The 21575-nt window shown below is 64.0% G+C and carries 21 protein-coding genes; 13 read left to right on the top strand and 8 right to left on the bottom strand.

All coding sequences use genetic code 11. The annotated features are described in order from the left end of the window. The first annotated feature begins 145 nt into the window (after window positions 1-145). The 3 genes from KTQ36_RS02405 to KTQ36_RS02395 are packed head-to-tail and all read left to right on the top strand — an operon-like array spanning window position 146 to window position 4771. A complete protein-coding gene (locus tag KTQ36_RS02405) occupies window positions 146-1630 on the top strand; it encodes a TolC family protein (protein ID WP_218632168.1) in 1485 nt (494 codons plus the stop codon). Beyond that, window positions 1627-3441, top strand: a complete 1815-nt coding sequence (locus KTQ36_RS02400) for a type I secretion system permease/ATPase (protein ID WP_218632167.1) — start codon at window positions 1627-1629, stop codon at window positions 3439-3441. The genes KTQ36_RS02405 and KTQ36_RS02400 overlap by 4 nt, the downstream gene beginning before the upstream one ends. Continuing rightward, complete coding sequence (locus tag KTQ36_RS02395) at window positions 3431-4771, top strand: HlyD family type I secretion periplasmic adaptor subunit (protein WP_218632166.1); 1341 nt, start codon at window positions 3431-3433, stop codon at window positions 4769-4771. Before KTQ36_RS02400 ends, KTQ36_RS02395 begins: the two co-directional genes overlap by 11 nt. Here the strand turns inward: KTQ36_RS02395 and KTQ36_RS02390 are convergent. From KTQ36_RS02390 to hppD, 3 genes are read right to left on the bottom strand one after another with little or no spacing between them, the layout of a single operon-like run. Next, on the bottom strand, window positions 4720-6138 hold the full coding sequence (locus tag KTQ36_RS02390) for an NAD-dependent succinate-semialdehyde dehydrogenase (RefSeq protein WP_218632165.1): 1419 nt from the start codon (window positions 6136-6138) through the stop codon (window positions 4720-4722). The genes KTQ36_RS02395 and KTQ36_RS02390 overlap by 52 nt on opposite strands. A 52-nt stretch (window positions 6139-6190) precedes the next feature. Continuing rightward, window positions 6191-6766: a VOC family protein gene (locus KTQ36_RS02385; protein WP_218632164.1), complete on the bottom strand. Its 576-nt coding sequence runs from the start codon at window positions 6764-6766 to the stop codon at window positions 6191-6193. Then, window positions 6766-7863, bottom strand: coding sequence for a 4-hydroxyphenylpyruvate dioxygenase (gene hppD / locus KTQ36_RS02380; protein WP_218632163.1), 1098 nt, complete (start codon window positions 7861-7863; stop codon window positions 6766-6768). The genes KTQ36_RS02385 and hppD overlap by 1 nt, the downstream gene beginning before the upstream one ends. Before the next feature lie 108 nt (window positions 7864-7971). Between hppD and KTQ36_RS02375 the strand changes: the two genes are divergently transcribed. From KTQ36_RS02375 to nhaA, 3 genes are read left to right on the top strand one after another with little or no spacing between them, the layout of a single operon-like run. Further along, window positions 7972-8421, top strand: a complete 450-nt coding sequence (locus KTQ36_RS02375; protein ID WP_218632162.1) for a MarR family winged helix-turn-helix transcriptional regulator — start codon at window positions 7972-7974, stop codon at window positions 8419-8421. Between the two features lie 24 nt (window positions 8422-8445). Then, a complete protein-coding gene (locus KTQ36_RS02370) occupies window positions 8446-8886 on the top strand; it encodes a potassium channel family protein (protein WP_255554055.1) in 441 nt (146 codons plus the stop codon). A gap of 49 nt (window positions 8887-8935) precedes the next feature. Continuing rightward, the gene (gene nhaA, locus KTQ36_RS02365) at window positions 8936-10165 is read left to right on the top strand and encodes a Na+/H+ antiporter NhaA (RefSeq protein WP_218632161.1); all 1230 of its coding nucleotides are present in this window, start codon (window positions 8936-8938) and stop codon (window positions 10163-10165) included. Window positions 10166-10242: 77 nt separating this feature from the next. Here nhaA and KTQ36_RS02360 read toward each other — a convergent pair whose 3' ends face one another. The 3 genes from KTQ36_RS02360 to sucC are packed head-to-tail and all read right to left on the bottom strand — an operon-like array spanning window position 10243 to window position 13177. Continuing rightward, window positions 10243-11172, bottom strand: coding sequence for an electron transfer flavoprotein subunit alpha/FixB family protein (locus KTQ36_RS02360; RefSeq protein WP_218632160.1), 930 nt, complete (start codon window positions 11170-11172; stop codon window positions 10243-10245). A gap of 1 nt (window position 11173) precedes the next feature. Continuing rightward, complete coding sequence (locus tag KTQ36_RS02355; protein ID WP_218632159.1) at window positions 11174-11932, bottom strand: electron transfer flavoprotein subunit beta/FixA family protein; 759 nt, start codon at window positions 11930-11932, stop codon at window positions 11174-11176. A gap of 48 nt (window positions 11933-11980) precedes the next feature. Further along, complete coding sequence (gene sucC, locus KTQ36_RS02350; RefSeq protein ID WP_218632158.1) at window positions 11981-13177, bottom strand: ADP-forming succinate--CoA ligase subunit beta; 1197 nt, start codon at window positions 13175-13177, stop codon at window positions 11981-11983. An 87-nt stretch (window positions 13178-13264) separates the two neighbouring features. On the opposite strand from sucC, the gene dinB reads away from it, so the two are divergent. From dinB to KTQ36_RS02330, 4 genes are all read left to right on the top strand, one after another. After that, window positions 13265-14362, top strand: a complete 1098-nt coding sequence (dinB, locus tag KTQ36_RS02345; protein ID WP_345777652.1) for a DNA polymerase IV — start codon at window positions 13265-13267, stop codon at window positions 14360-14362. Between the two features lie 168 nt (window positions 14363-14530). Continuing rightward, window positions 14531-15064 carry a CarD family transcriptional regulator gene (locus KTQ36_RS02340; protein WP_218632157.1) on the top strand — a complete coding sequence of 178 codons (534 nt, stop codon included), beginning with the start codon at window positions 14531-14533 and terminating at the stop codon, window positions 15062-15064. Window positions 15065-15234: 170 nt separating this feature from the next. Continuing rightward, complete coding sequence (locus KTQ36_RS02335; RefSeq protein WP_218632156.1) at window positions 15235-15966, top strand: head GIN domain-containing protein; 732 nt, start codon at window positions 15235-15237, stop codon at window positions 15964-15966. A gap of 44 nt (window positions 15967-16010) precedes the next feature. After that, on the top strand, window positions 16011-16736 hold the full coding sequence (locus tag KTQ36_RS02330; RefSeq protein ID WP_218632155.1) for a GIN domain-containing protein: 726 nt from the start codon (window positions 16011-16013) through the stop codon (window positions 16734-16736). Here KTQ36_RS02330 and KTQ36_RS02325 read toward each other — a convergent pair. After that, complete coding sequence (locus tag KTQ36_RS02325) at window positions 16733-17122, bottom strand: DUF1489 family protein (RefSeq protein WP_218632154.1); 390 nt, start codon at window positions 17120-17122, stop codon at window positions 16733-16735. The two genes, KTQ36_RS02330 and KTQ36_RS02325, sit on opposite strands and share 4 nt — an antisense overlap. 57 nt (window positions 17123-17179) lie before the next feature. Beyond that, window positions 17180-18568, bottom strand: coding sequence for a magnesium transporter (gene mgtE / locus KTQ36_RS02320; protein ID WP_218632153.1), 1389 nt, complete (start codon window positions 18566-18568; stop codon window positions 17180-17182). Between the two features lie 148 nt (window positions 18569-18716). On the opposite strand from mgtE, the gene KTQ36_RS02315 reads away from it, so the two are divergent. From KTQ36_RS02315 to KTQ36_RS02305, 3 genes are all read left to right on the top strand, one after another. Beyond that, entirely contained in the window at window positions 18717-20156 is a 1440-nt protein-coding gene (locus KTQ36_RS02315) for an amidohydrolase family protein (RefSeq protein ID WP_218632152.1), read from the top strand. An 88-nt stretch (window positions 20157-20244) separates the two neighbouring features. Next, a complete protein-coding gene (locus KTQ36_RS02310; RefSeq protein WP_218632151.1) occupies window positions 20245-20700 on the top strand; it encodes a peptidylprolyl isomerase in 456 nt (151 codons plus the stop codon). Next, window positions 20701-21459, top strand: coding sequence for an SDR family NAD(P)-dependent oxidoreductase (locus tag KTQ36_RS02305; RefSeq protein WP_218632150.1), 759 nt, complete (start codon window positions 20701-20703; stop codon window positions 21457-21459). Window positions 21460-21575: the final 116 nt, after the last annotated feature.

The raw sequence follows: 21575 nt of genomic DNA, 5'->3' as shown, positions 1-21575 counted from the left end.
CCGAGGTCAGCCCTATGAACGGTGCCAAGCGTTTCAGACGGCCGTGTTTCGTGTTTCAAATGTTGCAGTTTCGACGATGCGATTTACTGGGACGGCCCTTCGCTCCATGATGCGACCACGAATCGGGTTGGGGGCGTAGAGGGAAATGAAGCCGCAAGAGCAAGGCCAGCAGAGGGCGCGCGATCGCAATGGCAGTCGGCGGTGCCTGGTCGTGGCAGCGATGCTCGGCGCTGCCTGCCTCGCGCATTTCCCGACCACGGCAATGGCGCAACAGGATGAAGCCGGGCCGGTCGAGCTCCCCGCCCCGGTCGCGGACCCGATGGCAATCGTACCGGCCGACGATCCGCTCATCCGGCATTTGAACGACACTGCCCCCTTCGACGTTTTCGCCCAGCAGGTCCGCGAGGCCATGCGCGACTTTCCGACCGTGGATGAGGCCGCCGCCATCATCGACGAAGCAGAAGCGGCACGACGCGAGGCGCAGATGGGGCTGGTGCCCGATGTCGACCTCGCCTTGTCGGGTCGCCGTTCGATCGCGCGAAACTTTTCCAACGATCCCGACAATATCATCGAGCGCTCGCGCGCGACCGGGCGGACCGACGCGACCTTTTCGGTGTCGCAGCGCATCTGGGATTACGGAGCAGCGTCCCGGCGGATCAGCGCAGCCGGTCACCGGCTCGACGCCGCGCGTTACGAGCAGGTGCGGCGCGGCGATGCGGCCGCGCTCGAGGCCATCTCTATCTGGTACGACGTGTTCACCATGCAGACGCTGGTGCAATTCGCCGACAGCTTCGTCGAGCGCCAGGTCGAGCTGCGGGATGCCGTGCGCGCGCGCGTGAACCAAGGCGCTTCGGCACCGGGCGATCTTGCGCGCGTGCAGAGCGACATCGCGTCGGGCCAGGCTCGCGCGGCGACCTATCGTCGGCGGCTCGCCAACGCCGAGGCGCGCTACCTCGAATATTTCGGCGTTGCCGCTCCCGCGAGCCTCGAACGCGCTCCCGCCGTGGGCTCGGGGCTCGACACTCAGGAGGCGGCGCGTGCCGCCGCGCTACAGCTTCCCGAGGTGAAGATCGCGTCGGCGCAGCTTTTTGCCGCCCGGCAGGAAGCGCACGCCCAACGCGCGGAAACGCTGCCGACCATCGATGCCCGCCTGGAGGGAGGCCGTTTCGGCCTGTTCGAGAATGACGGCGATTACGACATTCGCGGGACCATCGTCCTCCAAAAACGCTTCTTTGGTGGCGCCGACCCGCGCGCCGACCAGGCCGAAGCGCGCGCGGACCAGCGTCTCGCGCGGCTCGAAGGCGTCAGGGAGGAAGCGCTGCGAACAGCGGCCGTCGCATGGAGCGACGTCCAAGCGCTCGAGGCCCAGCTGGCAGCGATCGAGAGCGCCTATATCTCCGCGCGCCAGTCGCGCGACGTCATTTACGAACGGTTTCGCGCCACGCGCGGCACCCTGTTCGACGTGCTGCAGGCGCAGGAGAGCTATTTCGAGATCGCCGCGCTCTATCTGCAGACGGCCACCGAGCTTGACGCTGCCCGCTATGTCCTGCTCTCCCGCACCGGACAGCTGCTCGACGTTCTGGGCGTCGAGGAATACACGGCCAACGACTTGAGGATTTCCGTACCATGATCGCCCGATTTTTCGGCATCCCCGAAGGCGGCATTTCCCGCTGGCTGATCGAACCGATCCGCCAGAACAAGTCGGTCTATATGAAGGTCGCGATCGCCGCCTTCATGGTCAATTTGTTCGCGCTTGCCACGCCCTTGTTCACGATGACGGTGTACGACCGTGTCGTCCCGAACAACGCCACCGAATCCTTGATCGCGCTGTCGATCGGGCTTGCGCTCGTCATCATACTCGACTTCGTGCTGCGCACGCTGCGCGCTTACTTCGTCGACGTGGCAGGGGCGGATATCGACCGGGCGGTCGGGCGCAACGTCTTCGACCATATGCTCAACATCCGCATGGACCTGAAAAAGGGCTCGACCGGCGCACTTGCTGGGCTGATGCGCGAGCTGGAAACCCTGCGCGACTTCTTTGCGTCGGCAACCGTCTCGGCCATTGTCGACGTGCCCTTCATCTTGATGTCGCTGCTCGTCATCTTCCTGATCGGCGGGCCGGTGGTGATCGTCCCGGCACTTCTGGTCCCGATCGTCATCCTGATCGGTTACCTGACCCAGCCCGCGCTCGACCGGCTCTCGAAGCAGTCGATGCAGGAGGGGCTGCTTAAGCAGAGCGTACTGGTCGAGACGATCGGCGGGCTGGAAATGGTCAAGGCGTCCAATGCGGGCCCGATTCTGACCAAGCGTTGGCTGGAAGCGATCCGCCAGCACTCGGACTTCTCGCTCCGCCAGCGGCTGGTGTCCGCGATCAGCGTAAACAGCGCCACGAGCGCTCAGATGATCGCCTATGCCGGGGTCATCGTCATCGGCGTCGGCCTGATCGCCGAACAGCGCCTGACCATGGGCGGGCTGATCGCCTGCTCGATCCTCGCCGGACGCGCGGTCGCGCCGCTGGGGCAGATCGCCAGCCTCCTCGCGCGCATCTCGATGACCAAGACGGCCTATCGCCAGATCGATGCGATCATGGAAACGCCCAAGGAAGGCCCGCAATCCGAGCCGCTCCATCTGGCGGACATCAAGGGCAAGATCGAATTTAGAAACGTCGAGTTTCGCTATCCCGGCGCTGCGGAAACCGCACTCGAGCGGATCAATTTCACCATCAACCCGGGCGAGCATGTCGCGCTGCTAGGCCGTGTCGGCTCGGGCAAGTCGACCATCGCCAAGCTGATCCTTGGCCTGTTCCCGCCCACAGATGGGGTGATCATGCTCGACGGCACCGACATCCGCCAGCTCAAGCCCGAACATTATCGCAAGTCGATCGGCTCGATCATGCAGGACACGTCGCTGCTGTCGGGCACAGTGCGCGAGAATATCTCGCTCGGGCGCGAGGGCGTCGACGATGCCGAACTGGTGCGCGCAGCCGAGATTTCGGGCACCCACCGCTTCATGGGCCAGATCGTCAACGGCTACGACCTGCACCTCGCCGACCGCGGTGAGGGTCTGTCGGGCGGACAGCGGCAAACGATCGGCATTGCCCGCGCGCTGGCCGGAAAGCCTGCCATCTTCATCTTCGATGAACCCACCAGCGCGATGGACGACCAGACCGAGGCCGCGCTGATTCAGGCATTGAAAGCCGAGTGCGAGGGGCGCACGCTCATACTGATCACGCACCGCCCATCGGTGCTCAAGCTGGTCGACCGCATCATCCTGCTGCACAACAAGACGGTCGTCGCCGACGGACCGCGCGACAAGGTGCTGGCCAAGATCCGGGGGGATGCGCAGCGAAGCCGGGCCAAGCCTGCCGCCGCCAAGGCTGAAAAGCTGGACAAGCCCGACACTGCAACTGCGACCAATCAGGGCGAGGCCGATGACCGATAATCCTGCCATCTCGCTCCCCGCTGCGCCTGACACCCAGCGCGAGCCCAGCTGGCTCGACGATCTCAACAGCAAGATCAAGCCGCGCGAAATGTCGAACTTGCTCCTCTGGCTGGTCGTCTTCTTCTTCGTCGCGGCGCTGATCTGGGCCGCCTTCACCGAGCTGGACCGCACCATTCGCGGACATGGGCGCATCGTCCCCGGCCCGCAGATGCAAGTCGTTTCAAACCTCGAAGGCGGCGTGGTGAGCGAGATCATGGCGAAGGTCGGCGATGACGTCTCCGAGGGTGATCCGCTGATCGCCTTGGACCAGACCCAGACCGGCGCCGCGCTGGGCGCCAGCCGCACCGAATACGAAGCGCTCGACCTCAAAGCGCGACGCCTGCAGGCCGAGATCCGCGGCGAAACCCCGCGCTTCCCGCCGGCTTCGGACGCATCGATGGCGGGCCAGATCGAGATCGAACGCGCGCTCTATGCCTCGCGCATGGCCGAATTGTCGGGCCTCGTCAGCGCCGCGCAGGCGCGGATCAGCCAGTCCACGCGCGCGGTCGCCGAAGCACGCTCGAGCTATGCCAGCCGCGTCGCCGCCCGCGATGGCGCCCAGGCCGAGGTGGACGCGCTGCGCCCGCTGGTCGAACGCGGGATCGAACCGCGCCTTTCGCTCCAGCAAGCGGAATCGCGGCTTTCGTCCGCCTCCTACGATGCGCAGGCGGCTGCAGCAGCGGTCAGCCGTGCCGAGGCTTCGGTGGCGGAAGCGCGCTCGAGCCTTGCGCAGGCCCGCCAGCAGTGGCGCGCGCGGGCTGCCAACGAATTGGCGACGGTGCAGGCGCAGGCGGCGGCGTTACAGCGAAACCTGCCCGCGCTCGCCGATCGGGTCGAGCGGACGATCGTGCGTTCGCCCTTGTCGGGCTCGGTCAATCGCGTGCTGGTGTCGACCGTCGGCGGCACGGTGGCGCCGGGACAACCGCTGGTCGAGGTCGTGCCCTCGGGAGACGAATTGATCGTCGAAGCTTCGATCAGTCCCAAGGACATCGCGCAGGTCCGGATCGGTCAGGACGCGCGGATCGAGCTGACTGCCTACAATTCGGCGGTATACGGCTATCTGGAGGGCGAGGTGCTGACCATCTCGCCCGACACGACGGTCGACGAGCGGACCGGCGCCAGTTTCTACACGGTGCAGCTCGCGACGACCGACATTCCCGACGACGAACGTAATCTGGAGATCGGTCCGGGGATGGTCGTCAACGTGATGCTGCTGGGTGAGAAACAGTCGGTGCTCGACTATATCCTCACGCCGATCACGCGGCTTCGGCAACGCGCGTTCCGCGAATAGTCGCAGTCCAGCAGCACCGTTTTCAGGTTCATGAACTCGTGGAGGCCGTGGCGTGAAAGCTCGCGGCCATGGCCCGACAGCTTGATGCCACCGAAGGGCGCGGCAGGGTCGCTCGCCAGCATCTGGTTGATGGCGACCATCCCGGATTCGATGCGCTCGGCGAACCAGTCGGCCTCTTCGGCATCGCCAGAGAAGACCGCAGCGCCCAGCCCGTAGGGTGTGGCATTGGCAATGCGGAGCGCGTCGTCGCGGTCGTCGGCGCGAAACAGCATCGCGATGGGGCCGAAAATTTCCTCGCGCGCCACGTCGCTGTCGAGCGGGACATGTTCAAGAACGCCCGCCTCGATATAGGCACCGCCGCGCGATGGCACGTCGCCCCCGTGAAGCGTGGCGCCCGCTTCCTTCGCTGCGGCCAGTTGCTTTTCGACCGTCTCCAGCTGGTCCATGCTCGAAAGCGGGCCCATGTCGGTCGCGTCATCGAACGGGTCGCCCGCGACGACATCGTTCATCGCGGCGATGAAGCGGTCGCGAAACTCGTCATGGATATCGGCGTGGACGATCATCCGCTTGCCGCAGATGCAGGACTGGCCCGTATTCTGGATGCGCGCCTTGACCGCGGTGGAGACGGCGTCGTCGAGATCGGCACTGGGCATCACGATGAAGGGGTCGGAGCCGCCCAGTTCGAGGACGACCTTCTTGAGCGCCTTGCCGGCGGCCTCGCCGACCATGCTGCCCGCGCCCTCGCTCCCCGTGAGCGTCACCGCCTTGACGCGATCGTCGGCGATGATGCCCGCAACCTTATCCGAAGAAATGACCAGGTTCTGGAACAGCCCGCCCGGTGCGCCACCTTCGCGCACTACTTCGTCGAGCATCTCGCCCACGCCCATGGTGACGCTGGCATGCTTCAATAGCCCGACATTGCCGGCGAGGATGCAGGGGACGAGGAAGCGGACCACCTGCCACATCGGGAAATTCCACGGCATGACCGCGAGCACGGGGCCGAGCGGCTGCCAGCGAGTCTCGGCGCGGCCTCCGCTGGTCAATTCGTAAGTCTCGGGTGCGAGCATAGACGGGCCATGCTTTGCAAAATGGCGGAAGGCGGAGACGCACTTGTCGGCCTCGGCGAGCGCGCTCTTGTAAGTCTTGCCCATCTCCAGGGTCGTCTGGCGCGCCAGAACTTCCCGGCGCGCCTCGAACGCGTCGCCGATCGATCTCAGCATTCGCCCGCGCTTATCGACCGGAACGGCGCGCCACTTCTCCGCCTGTGTGCGCGCGCGATCGAGCGCAGCCTCGATACCCGCGTCGTCGAGTTCCTGATGCTTGGCGATCGTCTCGCCGGTGGCGGGGTTGGTCGTGTCGATCGTCATATGTCCTCCGTCAGGGGGACAACAGGGGAGCGACGAGACCCGTTCCGACGCGTCAGGCGCTGGTGTCTTCGAGCCCGTGCGCTTCTCGCGCGATCTTGTGGAGCCAGTCGGCATGCTTGGGCGCCGTCTTGGTCTCGCTCCACTCGTCGAGCATCATCGGTGCCACGCGCTTCAACTCGGCATATTGCTCTTCGGTGCCGATATCGGCGGCGAGTTCGACGCGGTGACCGTTGGGGTCGAAGAAATAGATCGACTTGAAAATGCCGTGATGGGTCGGGCCGAGCACGTCGATACCTTGCGCCTCGATATGTTTCTTCGCCGCGAGCAATTCTTCCTCGCTCCCGACCTTGAAGGCGAGATGCTGGACCCAGGCGGGCGTGTTCTCGTCGCGGCCCATATCCTTCTGGTTGGGCAGTTCGAAAAAGGCGAGGATGTTGCCGTTACCGGCATCGAGGAAGACGTGCATGTAGGGATCGTACTCGCCGGTCGAAGGCACGTGGTCCTCGGCAAAAGCGGTCGTGTAATCCATGCCGAGCACGCGGCCATACCATTCGACCGTTTCCTTGGCGTCCTTGCAGCGATAGGCGGCGTGGTGGACACCGCCCAATTTGACGGGGTGGTCAGCCATTACGCATCCTCCTCGACCTTGAGCACGCCGCGCGCGATCTGGTCGCGTTCCATGCTTTCGAACAGTGCCTTGAAGTTTCCTTCGCCGAACCCTTCGTCGCCCTTGCGCTGGATGAATTCGAAGAAGACCGGTCCGACCTGCGCCTCGGCGAAGATCTGCAGCAAAAGGCGCGGCTGGCCGCCTTCGGTAGTGCCGTCGAGCAGGATGCCCCGCGCCTTGAGCGCCTCGGCATCCTCGCCATGGCCCGGCAGTCGCTCGTCGAGCATGTCGTAATAGGTGGCGGGCGGTGCCGTCATGAACGGCACGCCAAGCTCTTTGAGCTTGTCCCAGCTGGCGACGAGATCGTCGCTGATCAGCGCGATATGCTGGATTCCCTCGCCATTATACTCGCGAAGATATTCCTCGATCTGGCCTTTGCCGCCCTCGCCTTCCTCGTTGAGCGGGATGCGGATCTTGCCGTCGGGCGCGGTCAGCGCCTTCGAGGTCAGGCCGGTATATTCGCCCTTAATGTCGAAATAGCGGATTTCCTGGAAGTTGAAGAGCTTCTCGTACCAGTCGGCCCAATAGGCCATGCGGCCATTGTATAGATTGTGGGTCAGGTGATCGATGCGCAGGAAGCCCGCCCCTTCGGGCCAGCGGTCGACCCCGTCGAGATAGTCGAAGTCGATGTCGTAGATGGTGAGTCCGTCGTCGGGCCCGTCGGCATAGCGGTCGATCATATAGATACGCGCGCCGCCAATGCCCTTGATCGCGGGAATGTAGAGTTCCATCGGGCCGACATCGCCATCGACCGGCTGCGCGCCGCGTTCGATCAGCGCGTCCATCGCCTCGCCCGCATCGCGCACGCGAAAGCCCATGCCGCACGCACCGGGCCCGTGTTCGGCGGCGAAATAGGCGGCCGCACTGCCCGGTTCGTAATTGGCAATCAGGTTGATCCCGCCCTGTCGCCAGAGCTGCACATCTTTTGAACGGTGATTGGCGATATGGGTGAAGCCCATCGCTTCAAACACCGGCTCAAGCAGGCCCTTTTCGGGCGCGCAGAACTCGACGAACTCGAAACCGTCGAGACCGATGGGATTGTCGAACAGGTCGGCCATGGGAGGATCTTTCTTTCAAATTCGGGTCGACTTGCGCTTTTCCCGATACCGTGACAGTTTAGTTGTTGTGCACAACTGGTTGTTTTTGCAACTTACTGGGCAAAGGCTATGCGAGTCAATCGGGACGACATCATCGAGCTGGACGATTTTCTGCCCTACCAGCTCATCCTTCTCGCGGACCGCGTGTCGCGCCGAAGCGGGGCAATCGTCAAACGTTTTCGCGACATGAATCTTTCCCAATGGCGCGTCCTTGCCGCCGTCGCCGAGGCCGAGGGGCGCACCGCAAACGAGGTCGTGGCGGTCACGCCGATGGACAAGGGATTGGTCAGCCGCGCAGTCAAGAGCTTGATCGAGCGCCGCCTGATCGAGCGCAGGGCCTCCGACAGTGATGGGCGGGTCGGGCATCTGCACCTCACGCGGCGCGGTGCCCGCCTCTATCGCGAGATTGCGCACGATGTCCGCGCGATGGAAACCGAGATGCTGGCCGCGCTCGACCCTGCCGACGCCTCCTCGCTTCAGGCCTCGCTCCGCGAGTTGCTCGACACGCTTTCCGACTGAGACCGCCCACGCTAGGCTCGCGCCATGGCCATCGAGATCATCGTCCTGTCGCTGCTGCTGCTCGCGGCGACCATCGTCGTCCACTACGAAACCTTGCGACTGGTCTCGGTAAGGATGAAGCGCGGGCCCGGCGCATCGCGCAGCCGCCTGTTCATCGTGCTGGTCTTCGCCCTTCTCTCGCACCTCATCCACGTGTTCCTCTACGCCATCGCCTACCAGCTGATCGCTCGGCAAGAAGGGTTCGGCTCCATCGAGGGCGGCGACGGCAGTTTCGCGGACGCCTTTTACTTTTCCATCACGAGCTACACGACGCTCGGGATCGGCGATCTCTATCCGACCGAGGCCATCCGTCTCCTGTCCGGCATCGAGGCACTGAATGGGCTGGTCATGGTCGGCTGGACCGCCTCCTTCACCTACCTGACGATGGAGCGTTTCTGGAAATTGGGGGTCGAAGAGGACGAATAGGTCGATTTGAAGTCGACTTTGCCTGCCTCGCCTGTTTATCAGGCTGGCCATGGCTAACACTCCCGAACAGGTGCAGGCTCAAGAGAAGCTTGCGGGCATTGTCCTTATCGCATCGGCAGCATTGGCGCTGATCTTCGCCAATACCGGCCTTGCCGACCTCTACCACTCGATCCTCGAGTTCAAGTTCGGCCCCGAATGGCCGCGTTTCGGCGTGTTCAGTGTCGAATATTGGATCGTCGACGGATTGATGGCGATCTTCTTCCTGCTCGTGGGTCTGGAAGTGAAGCGCGAATGGTATGAAGGGCGGCTCGCGACGCGCGAAGCCAGGCGCCTTCCGATCATCGCTGCAATCGGCGGCATGGCCGTACCTGCGCTCGTTTACCTCCTGACCGTCGGCTTCGATCCGCACTTGCAGAATGGCTGGGCGATCCCGGCGGCGACCGATATCGCCTTCGCTATCGGCGTGCTGGCGATCCTCGGTCGCTATGCCCCTGCCTCGATCAAGCTGCTGCTCGTGACCATCGCCATCGTCGACGATATCGGCGCAGTGGCGATTATTGCGCTGGTCTATACCGCAGACCTCAATATCCTCGCGCTGGGCGCGGCGCTGGGCGTGACTGCGATCATGGGAACGATGACCCTGCTCGGGGTCCGCAGGCTATGGCCGTTCATCATCGCGGGCCTGATCGTGTGGTATTTCACGCTCGCCTCGGGCGTCCATGCGACCATCGCGGGCGTGCTCGTCGCCATGACGATCCCGCTGGGCCGCGGCGAGAAGTCCAGCCCGCTGCGCAAGCTCGAGCATGGCATCCACCCGTGGGTCATGTTCGGCGTCGTGCCGATCTTCGGCTTCGCGGCCGCCGGCGTGGAGCTGCCCAAGGACATGAGCGCGCTTTTCTCGCCGCTCCCGCTGGGCATCATGCTGGGGCTGTTCGTGGGCAAGCAGATCGGCATCTTCGGATCGATCTATGCCGCCATCCGTCTCGGTCTGGCACCCCATCCGCGCGGTGCGCGCTGGCGCCAGATCTACGGCGCGGCGGTGCTGTGCGGCATCGGCTTCACCATGAGCCTGTTCATCGGCAAGCTCGCCTTCCCGCTTCATCCCGAGGAAGTCGACGCGGCCAAGATCGGCGTGCTTGCCGGCTCGCTCCTTTCGGCCATCTTCGGCTATCTTATCCTGCGCTTCGGACGGGTCCGCCCGTCGGCCAACGCGGATATGGAGGCGTATCGCGACGTCCTCCATCCGCGCTCGAAGAAGGAAAAGGGTGAGGTCGAGTAGCCTCGCCACGCAGGCATAAAAAAAGGGCCGCACTCCTATCCTGGAGCGCGGCCCTTTTTTCTGTCCGGCGCGAGGCTCTAGAGCTTTTCGGTCAGCTCCGGCACGGCCTGGAACAGGTCGGCGACGAGGCCGTAGTCCGCGACCTGGAAGATCGGAGCTTCCTCGTCCTTGTTGATCGCGACAATGACCTTGCTGTCCTTCATCCCGGCGAGGTGCTGGATCGCGCCCGAGATGCCGATGGCGATATAGACTTCGGGCGCGACGATCTTGCCCGTCTGCCCCACCTGATAGTCGTTGGGGGCGTAGCCTGCGTCAACCGCGGCTCGCGAGGCGCCGACCGCAGCACCCAGCTTGTCGGCAAGCGGGTCGAGCAGCTTGTGGAAGTCCTCGTTCGAGCCGAAGGCGCGGCCGCCCGAGACGATGACGCCCGCGCTGGTCAGCTCGGGGCGATCGCCCTCGCTCAGCTCGGCAGAGACGAACTCGCTTTTGGGGCTGTCGGCACCGACGTCGATGCTCTCGACGCTGCCCGATCCTCCTTCGGCAGCGGCCTTGTCGAAGGCAGTGCCGCGCACGGTGATGACCTTCTTCGCGTCGTTCGACTTGACCGTCGCGATGGCGTTACCGGCATAGATCGGACGCTTGAACGTGTCTGCGCTTTCGACCGAGATGATGTCGGAGACCTGCATCACGTCCATTTTGGCCGCCACGCGCGGGGCGACGTTCTTGCCAGTCGTGGTCGCCGGGGCGAGGAACGCGTCGTACGCGCCCATGTTCGCCTCGATGATCGGAGCGACGTCTTCGGCAAGCTGGTGCTCGAGATGCGCAGCGTCGGCGACCAGCACTTTGCCGACCCCGGCGATTTTCGCGGCGGCATCGGCGACGCCGCCGACATCCTTGCCAACGACGATCAGGTCGACATCGCCCAGTTGGCTGGCGGCGGTGACGGTGGAAAGAGTGGCGTCCTTGATGGCGGCGCCGTCATGTTCGACGAGAACGAGCGTCTTCATCTTAGGCAACTCCCAGGTCTTTGAGTTTGGCGACCAGCTCGTCGACCGAACCGACCTTCTCGCCTGCTTCGCGCTTGGGCGGTTCGGCGACGTTGGTGATCTCGAGACGACGCGTGGTGTCGATGCCGTAGTCGGCAGGCGTCTTGGTCTCGAGCGGCTTCGACTTCGCCTTCATGATGTTGGGCAGCGAGGCGTACCGCGGATCGTTCAATCGAAGGTCGGTCGTGACCACGGCGGGAAGCGTGAGCTTCACCGTTTCGAGCCCTCCGTCGATTTCGCGCGTGACGTTGACACTTCCATCGCCCGGCTCGACCTTCGAGGCGAAGGTGCCCTGCGGCCAGCCGAGCAAGGCGGCGAGCATCTGGCCGGTCGCATTGCTGTCGTCGTCGATCGCCTGCTTGCCGAGGATGACCATGTCGGGGTTTTCTTCCTCGACCACCTTGGCGAGCAGCTTGGCGACGCCGAGCGGCTCGACCATCGCGGCGACTTCGTCCTCGGTCTGGATCAGGATCGCCCGGTCGGCGCCCATGGCGAGCGCGGTACGCAGCGTTTCCTGCGCCTTTGCCGGGCCGATCGAGACCACTACGATTTCGCTGGCGGTGCCCTTTTCCTTAAGACGGATGGCTTCTTCGACGGCGATTTCGTCGAACGGGTTCATCGACATCTTGACGTTGGCGAGGTCGACCCCGCTTCCGTCCATTTTGACCCGGGGCTTCACATTATAGTCGATCACCCGTTTGACGGCGACGAGCAACTTCATATCGGTCTCCTTTGGCCGGGGCGCTAGAAATAGCGGTCGGCGAACTGGTTAGGCGGCTTCCTTGACCTGCGCGACGATCTTCTTGGCGGCATCGCCCAAGTCGTCGGCCGAGATGATCGGCAGGCCCGAATTGGCCAGGACGTCCTTGCCCTTCTGGACGTTGGTTCCTTCAAGGCGAACGACCAACGGGACATCAAGTTCAACTTCCTTCGCCGCCGCAACGATGCCTTCGGCGATGATGTCGCACTTCATGATCCCGCCGAAGATGTTGACGAGAATGCCCTTCACTGCCGGGTCCGACAGAATGATCTTGAATGCCGCAGTGACCTTTTCCTTCGAAGCGCCGCCACCGACGTCGAGGAAGTTGGCCGGGAAGGCGCCGTTCAGCTTGATAATGTCCATCGTCGCCATGGCGAGGCCCGCGCCGTTGACCATGCAGCCGATGTCGCCGTCGAGCTTGATGTAGGCGAGGTCGTACTTGGACGCTTCGACTTCCATCGGGTCTTCTTCGGTCAGGTCGCGCAGTTCGGCGATGTCGGGGTGACGGAACATGGCGTTGCCGTCGAAGCCGACCTTCGCGTCGAGAACGAGCAGGTCGTCGCCCGACACGGCAAGCGGGTTGATCTCGATCTGCGAGGCGTCGGTGCCGAGGAACGCCTTGTAGAGCGCGGCGGTGACTTTGGCAGCCTGCTTGGCCAACGACCCGTCGAGGCCGAGCGCGGCGGCGACCGAACGGCCATGGTGCGGCATCAGGCCGGTCGCGGGATCGATGGTAATGGTGTGGACCTTTTCGGGCGTGTCGTGCGCGACCTGCTCGATGTCCATGCCACCCTCGGGGCTCGCGACGATGGCGAGGCGACCCGTGTCGCGGTCGACGAGCATGGCGAGATAGAATTCGCTGTCGATGTCGACGCCGTCAGTAATGTAGAGGCGCTGGACTTCCTTGCCCTCGTCGCCGGTCTGGATGGTCACCAGCGTGTTGCCGAGCATGTCCTTGGCGGCCGCTTCGACCTCCTCGAGGCTCTTGGCGAGACGGACGCCGCCTTTCGAACCTTCAGGCAGTTCCTTGAAGTGACCCTTGCCGCGTCCGCCGGCATGGATCTGCGCTTTCACCACCCACAGCGGCCCGGGAAGCTTCTTCGCGGCCTCGACCGCTTCCTCGACGCTCATGGCGGCGTGACCGGCCGGAACCGGAGCACCATATTTCGCGAGCAATTCCTTGGCCTGATATTCGTGGATGTTCATGGATGATCCTCTGCGGGACTGGAGTCGATTGGTCGGGCCGCCCTAAAGCATATCGGATGCCCCATGAAAACCCGTTAGGGTGGGCACGTGGACACCGATTCCCTCCCCGCCCCCGGTGCCGACGGGCGCAAGATCATCCATGTCGACATGGATGCCTTCTATGCCAGCGTCGAGCAGCGCGACGATCCGAGCCTCAAGGGCAGGCCCGTCGCGGTGGGTGGCGGCCATCGGGGCGTGGTTGCGGCGGCGAGCTACGAGGCGCGCGAATTTGGCGTGCGATCGGCGATGCCGTCGGTCACCGCGAAGCGCAAATGTCCCGACCTGGTGTTCGTCAAGCCGCGCTTCGACACCTATCGCGGGGTCAGCCAGCAGATTCGCGATATCTTCGCGCACCATACCGACGACATCGAGCCGCTGAGCCTCGACGAGGCCTATCTTGACGTGACCGAAGACCGGCACGGTCTGGGCACAGCAAAGGCGATTGCCGAGGATATCCGCGCGCGCATCAAGAAAGAGACGGGCCTCACCGCGAGCGCTGGGGTCAGCTATTGCAAGTTCATCGCCAAGCTCGCCAGCGACCAGAACAAGCCCGACGGCATCTGCGTCATCCCGCCTTCGAAAGGCCCGGCCTTCGTGGCCACGCTGTCCGTCAAACGATTCCACGGTATCGGCCCCAAGACCGCCGCGAAGATGGAGAAGCTCGGCATCCTGACCGGCGCCGACCTGCGCGAATGGAGCCTGACCGAGCTGCAAGCCCATTTCGGTTCGTCAGCAGGCTGGTACTACCGGATCTCGCGCGGGATCGACGAGCGGCAGGTCAAGGCGCACCGCCAGCGCAAGTCGGTGAGCTGCGAAGACACATTCGGGAGCGATCTCTCCGACCTCGATTCGCTAACGGCCGAGCTCATGCGGATCGGCGAGCGGGCGTGGGAGCGCGTCGAAAAGGCCGAGTTCGTCGGGCGGACGGTGACCCTCAAGGTCAAATATGCCGATTTCACCATTTCCACGCGCTCGAAGAGCTTCGCCGACCGGATCCCCGGAAAAGAGGCGTTTCTGGCGGAAGGGCGGTCTCTGCTCGAAGGACTTTTCCCGCTCGAGAAGCCGATCCGGCTGCTGGGATTGGGCGCACATTCGCCCGTCGCAGCGCAAACAAGTGGTCCTTTGCAACTGGGACTCGAAATTTGAGCCACTTTCTGTTATAATACAGTCACAAGCCGGCGCTCTCACCACGCGTCGGCATTTCATTGATGGAACATCCCGCGACGGAACCGATCGCTTTGGTCGACGTTAGACGGCGAGACTTTCGCCGCCTGTTCCGTACCGCGGCACGCAAACGGAAAGGTCCCCCCACTTATGGCAAGCAAGGCAGTCAGCTTCGACGTCGGTGATTTCGTCGTCTACCCGAAACACGGGGTCGGCAAGGTCATCGAACTCCAGTCGACCGAAATTGCCGGTATTGCCCTCGACCTCTACGTCCTGCGCTTTGAAAAGGAAAAGATGACGCTCCGCGTTCCGGTCAACAAGGCCGAAGCGACGGGCATGCGCAAGCTTTCCTCGGACAAGGCGATGAAGGACGCCATGGAGACGCTCAAGGGCAAGCCGAAGGTCAAGCGCACCATGTGGTCGCGCCGCGCGCAGGAATATGAGGCCAAGATCAATTCGGGCGACCTGATCCAGATCGCTGAAGTGACTCGCGACCTGTTCCGCGCCGACGACCAGCCGGAGCAAAGCTATTCGGAGCGTCAGATTTTCGAAGCGGCCTCGAGCCGTCTCGCCCGCGAACTCGCGGCGATGGAAAAGACCGACGAGAAGGCCGCGCTCAAGAAGATCCTCAAGATCCTCGACGACGCCGCCAAGATCTGGAACGCGGAAAAAGAAGACGCCTAAGAGTGTCCGGGGGACGCTCGACGCGTCTTCTGATGCCTAAGAGCGTCTGACCCAAACGGTCCTCGAAGAGGGCGCCTGCAGCGATGCGGGCGCCCTTTTTCATTGCCCTTGCCTTGAAGATGCGGATCGCTGTATTATGTATGCAATACGCTTTCAAAGGGGAGACAAGAATGAAGACGCTTCACCTTATCCTGGCCGCCGGTGCCGCCGCGGGCCTCTCCGGATGCTTCGGCGATGACCGTATCGAAATTGACAAGCCTGGTCCGACGACCGAAGAAACCCGCGATGTCGGGCCATTCAGCGAGCTGGGTGTTGCCGGCCCCTATCGCGTCATCGTCTCGGACGGCGCGCCGTCCGCGCTTTCGATCAGTGGGCCCGAGAATATCATCGAGCATACGAAGTTCGAAGTGGACGGCGACGAGCTCGAGATTCGCCTCGACCGCGACTACAAGATCGGCTGGAAGCGCAGCTCCGACGATGTCGTCGAGATCCGTTTCTCGCACAATGCGCTCGAAGAAGCCGGTATCGCCGGTTCGGGTTCGATCGACATCGCGCGTAGCGAAGTCGACGACTTCGAGGGCGACATTGCCGGATCGGGCAACCTGACCGTCCAGTCGCTCGCGGCCCGACGCGCCGAATTCGGCATCGCCGGGTCGGGCAGCATGAAGGTCTCGGGCGCTACCGAGAACCTAGAGGTCGGTATTGCCGGATCGGGCGAATTCATCAGCCCCGAACTGGAATCCACCGATGCCGAGATCGAGATCGCCGGATCGGGCGAAGTCGAGACCCGCGTGACGGGCAATGCCAGCGTCTCGATCGCGGGTTCGGGCGACGTCGCGATCACCGGCGGCGCCAAGTGTTCGGTCTCCAAGGCCGGGTCCGGAAACGTCACCTGCGAATAGTCGCAGGATAGACTTTGTTAACCATGATGGGCGAGAGTGGCGGCATGAAGACCATATCTGCCACGCTCGCCCTCCTTGCGCTCGGTGCCAGCGCCGCTGTTGCGCATGCCGACATCCAGCAGGGCTTCGGTGGCGACGGGCGCAACTTTACCGTGCGCGGGTTCGAGCGCATCCGCATCGACGGACCGGTCGCGGTCAAGCTCGTGACCGGCGTGCCGCCGCGTGCGCGCGCCACCGGCGACAGGAACGCGATCAACCAGGTCGATGTCCGGATGAACGGGCGCACACTCGTCGTGGGCTGGGAACAGTCGAACCGCCGGGGCTTTCGCGGCGACAATCACGGCCCTGTCGTGGTCGAGATCGGCACGCGAACGCTGGAAAAAGCCTGGGTCAACGGGTCGGGGCAACTCGACATCGACCGCATCGAACGGCGCGACTTCACCCTGTCGGTTCAGGGCGCGGGCGGCGCGAGCATCGATGACATCGAGGTCGACACGCTCGACGTCGGCGTCGCGGGTGCGGGCAATATCCGCATATCGGGCGAAGCCAAGGAGGCGACCTTCCTCGTACGCGGCATGAGCAATCTCGATGCCGAACGGACCGAGGTGCGCGACCTGACATTGGGCGTAGAAGGCCCCAGCTTCGCGCGCGTGCAGGCGACTGGCGAGATCGAGATCGATGCCGTCGGGACGGTCGATATCACGGTGACGGGAGATCCTGCCTGCACCGTCCGTGCGATGGGATCTGCGCGGATCACCGGCTGCAACTAGACCAGGCTGAGCGCCGCCAGTTTCCCATACAGGCGCGGCGGAAGCTCTGCGATGCCGGTTTCGTCGACTTCGCTGCCCGGCGCGTCGGCAACTTCCAGATAGCGCCAGCCCTGATGCGCCCGCTTGGGGGTGGCAGTGCAATGCTCCAACTCGTCCGACAGGATGATGTCCCAACGCATATCCTTGCGCTGTTCGAAGCGGAGCACTTTCGATCGCGCCACCAGCCGGTGCTTGACGATCCAGTAGAGGCACCCGCCCTCGACGACTTCTTCGTGGCGGCGCGGGCGACGCTTGGTGACCAGCCGCACCTCACCGCCCCGCGAGCGCGCGGCGATGCGCTTCTCGAGCGTGGGCAGGGTCGCGCAACCGAAGGCGACCTTGGTCATGTGTACGGGTGTCGGCACCACGCCAAGTTGGGAAATTCGTGCGGCAAATTCAACCGCTTATAGGAGTACGGCCGATGCCAGGCCGAGAAAGGCGAGAAAGCCCATCGTATCGGTCACGGTGGTCACGAACACGCTCGATGCCACCGCCGGGTCGGCGCCGAAGCGTTCGAGCGTGATCGGCACGAGCACCCCCGCCAGCCCCGCGACGACGATATTGAACAGGATCGCCGCAGCGATCACAGCCCCGATGATCGGATCGAGGAAGATGGCGACCCCGATGCCGAGGATGACCGCGACGGTGACACCATTGAGGATTGCGACTTTCAACTCGCGCCGGATCGCGCGCGCCCGGTTGGAGCCGGTGAGCTGGTTGGTGGCGATCGCGCGCACGGTCACCGCGAGCGCCTGTGTCCCCGCATTCCCGCCGAGCGCGGCGACGATCGGCATGAGCGCGGCCAAAATCGCCAGCCGCGCGATAGTGCTTTCGAACTGGGCGATGACGAAGGTGGCGAGCAGCGCCGTACCGAGATTGGCGATCAGCCAGCGCACACGGTCGCGATAGGCTTCGCGCACCGGCTCGTTGATGTCGCCGTCGCCGGCACCCGAGAGCAAAAGCGCGTCTTCGCTCGCCTCTTCCTCGATAATGTGGACGATGTCGTCGACGGTGATCATGCCGACGAGACGCCCCGACGGGTCGATGACGGCAGCGGAGATCAGCCCGTATTTCTGGAAGCGCAACGCGACCTCTTCCTGGTCCATCTCGACCGGGATCAACGTCTGCTCTTCCTGCATGATGTCGCGGATCGGCACGTCGCGCTTGGTCCGCAAGAGCGTCGACAGCTTGGTCGTTCCGACCGGATGATGCTGCGGGCCGACGACGAAGACTTCCCAAAAGTCGTCGGCCAGCTCCTGGTCGGAGCGCATATAGTCGATGACCTTGCCGACATTCCAATGCTCGGGCACCGCGATGAGCTCGCGCTGCATGATGCGGCCGGCCGTCTCTTCGGGATAGGCGAGCGCCTCCTCGACCGCGACACGGTCGTCGGGCTCCATCTCCTCGAGGATGGCCTGCTGGTCTTCCTCCTCGAGATCCTCGAGCATGGCGACGGCATCGTCCGTCTCCATGTCGGCGGTCAGGCTGGCGGCGATGGCCGGGTCCATCTCCTCGATGACGAGCTCGCGAACATGCTCGTTCATCTCTGCGTAGACGTCGGCGTCGACCTCGCCGCCCAACGCGGTGATGAGATCGGGACGGTCGTCTTCCGGAGCGAGTTCGATCAGGTCGGCGACGTCGGCAGGGTGCAGCGGCTCGACCAGCTCGCGCGCCTTGTCGATTTGGCCACCTTCGACGGCATCGAGCACTTCGCGCACATAGCGCGGGAGCAGCCGGTCTTCCTCGTCGTGAATGCCGTCCTGCGATTCGGGGAGGGTCGTCGTGTCGGTCATGGCAGCGTCTCCCCTTTACGGCCTGACCATTCTCCTATGCCGAGAGGAATCCGGGCGCAACCGAAACTGCCCTGTTGTATTGCTGCACTAATACACTATGTTGGTGCGGTATCAGTTAAAGGGGAGAGTATTCGTGTTGGCAGTTTCAATGATGGCCCTCGCAATGGCCGGCGCACCGGTAGAAGGCGATGTCCTGATCAGCGACGTGACAGTAATCGATCCGGCAAGCGAGACGGTTACCGCCGGTCGCGATATCCTGATCGATGAGGGTCGGATTGTCGCGATCGCGCCTCACGGGGAGGGCGATCTGGAAGCCGCGCGGGTCATCGACGCGGCAGGCCACTTCGTCATCCCGGGCCTTAACGACATGCACAGCCATGCGAGCTTCGCACCGATCCACCTGTCGTCGCTCAAGCTGATGCATGCCAACGGCGTCACCGGCGTTCGCGAGATGGGCAGCGACTGCAAGGACGAAGGCTCGATCGGCATGTGCCTCGATGCCATGCGCGTCAGCCGCGAACAGATTGCCAATGGCGAACTGGTCGGCCCCAAATTGCTCGAACTGTCGAGCGCCAAGATCGGCATGCGCCGGGCGCCGACCAAGGACCCGGTCGAGCTGTTCTACGAGCCCTCCTCCGCCGAGGAAGCACGCGCCAGCGTCACCTTTATGCGCTCGCGCGGCGCGGAAATCCTCAAGATCAGCCAGGAATGGACCCCCGAGGGCTTCACCGCCTTCATGGACGCAGCCAACGAGGCCGACGTTCGCGTGGGCGGCCATATCCCGATGTGGACGAGCACGGCCGATGCCGCGCGCATGGGCGTGACCTCGATCGAACATGCCCGCGACCTGCCGATGGACTGCGCCGCGGTCGGCGCGGAAATGCGCGACCAGCTCAAGCGCAAATTGTCGGGCGAGGACCTGCCCTGGCCCGACCGCCGGTCGATCCCGGGCCGCGCCGTCGCGGAGCATGACGCGGCACTGTGCGAAGAGCAGGTGCGCGCAATGGCAGAAAGCGGCACCTATTACGTCCCCACCCACCTCACCCGCGAGATGGATTACCGCGCGGTCGAGGACGAGTATCGCAACGATCCGCGCATGGCCTACGTCCCTGCGATGCAGCAGCGCCACTGGAACCGCGATCTCGACCGCACCGCACAGGCCCCGCCCGAACTGATCGAGGACCTTGAGGACTTCTACCATCTCGGGCTCAGGACGACCAAGATCGCGCACGATGCGGGGGTCAAGGTCCTGGTGGGCACCGACGCCAACGACACGATGGTCTTCCCCGGCTTTTCGGTCCACGACGAGATCGCCAACCTTGTCGAAGCCGGGCTGACCCCGATGCAGGCACTCGCTGCCGCCACGACCGTGCCGGCCGACTATTTCGGGCGCGACGACATGGGCGGCGTCAGCGAGGGCATGGTCGCAGACCTCGTCCTGCTAAGCGCCAGTCCGATCGACGACATCGCCAATACGACGAGCATCGAAGCCGTGATCCAGGACGGACGCGTGTCAGACCGCGCCACGCTCGACGCACTGCTCGATGAAGTGAAGGCGTTCGCGGCCGGATCCGGCACCGACGAATAACAGGGGCGGAGCGCGGGCGGGGTAGCCATGACCTCGCCCGCCTCCTACATGGGGCGCGAACTTTCACTCAATCGAAGGAAGCGCCCCCATGGCCGATACCCTCACCCTCACCCTTACCCTTTCGACCGGCGGCGACGTCGTCATCAAGCTGCGCCCCGACCTCGCCCCCGGCCATGTCGAGCGCATCACCAAGCTTGCCAGCGACGGCTTTTACGACGGCGTCGTGTTTCACCGCGTGATCCCGGGCTTCATGGCACAGGGCGGCGATCCCACCGGCACCGGCACGGGCGGTAGCGACCTTCCTGACCTCAAGGCCGAGTTCAACGCCGAGCCGCACGTGCGCGGCACCTGCTCGATGGCGCGCACGCCCGCGCCCGACAGCGCCAACAGCCAGTTCTTCATCTGCTTCGACGACGCCCACTTCCTCGACGGCCAGTATACCGTCTGGGGCCAGGTCGAGAGCGGCATGGAATATGTCGACCAGCTGCCCACGGGCGAGCCGGTCCCCAACCCCGGCAAGATCGAAAAAGCGACCGTCAGCTAAGTGTCGCAACCCGTCACTCTCGTCACCGGCGCCAGCGCCGGGCTCGGCGTCGACTTCGCGCACCAATATGCGGCCAAGGGGCACCGGCTCGTGCTGGTGGCCCGCCGCAAGGACAGGCTCGATGCGCTTGCGGCCGAGCTCGGCAATGCGCGCGCGGTCGAGATGGACCTGAGCGAGCCTGACGCCGCCGACCGGCTGATGGCCGACATCGCGGCGGCGGGCGAGCATGTCGACCTGCTCGTCAACAATGCCGGTTTCGGGTTGGTGGGGCGGTTCGACAAGCTTGATGGCAAACGCCAGCGGCAGATGATCGACCTCAACTGCGGGGTGCTGACCGAATTGGCGCATGCTGTGCTGCCCGGCATGATCGAGCGCGATCGCGGCGGCATTCTCAATGTCGCTTCGGTCGCGGGCTTCCAACCGGGGCCCGGCATGGCGGTCTATTTCGCGACCAAGGCCTACGTCCTCTCCTTCAGCGAGGCGCTGCACGAAGAATATCGCCAGACGGGGATCAATGTGTCGGCTCTTTGCCCCGGACCCGTTTCCACCGAGTTCGGAAAAGTCGCAGGCTTCGGCGGCAACAAGGCTGTCAGCAGCATCGCGGCGGAATCGGACGAGACGGTCGAACAGGCCATCGCAGCGCTCGAAAAGAACCGCGCCGTGATGGTCACGGGCTTTGCCAATAAGGTCTCGGCGCAGGCCAATCGCATCCTTCCGCGCTCGACGATGAGAAAAATCGTCAATCTTATCAAGAAGTAGGCAATTTTCTCTTCGCAAACGCACAATTCGCACTTGCACAATTCTTGTTGCGGCGCGATAACGGTTTCGTCCTAACGGACATCCTCTCCTGACGGGCCCGGCGCTCCCCCGCGCCG

This window comes from Sphingomicrobium clamense (assembly GCF_019264355.1).
GTDB lineage: Bacteria > Pseudomonadota > Alphaproteobacteria > Sphingomonadales > Sphingomonadaceae > Sphingomicrobium > Sphingomicrobium clamense.
This window is presented reverse-complemented; position numbering and strand designations above follow the sequence as displayed.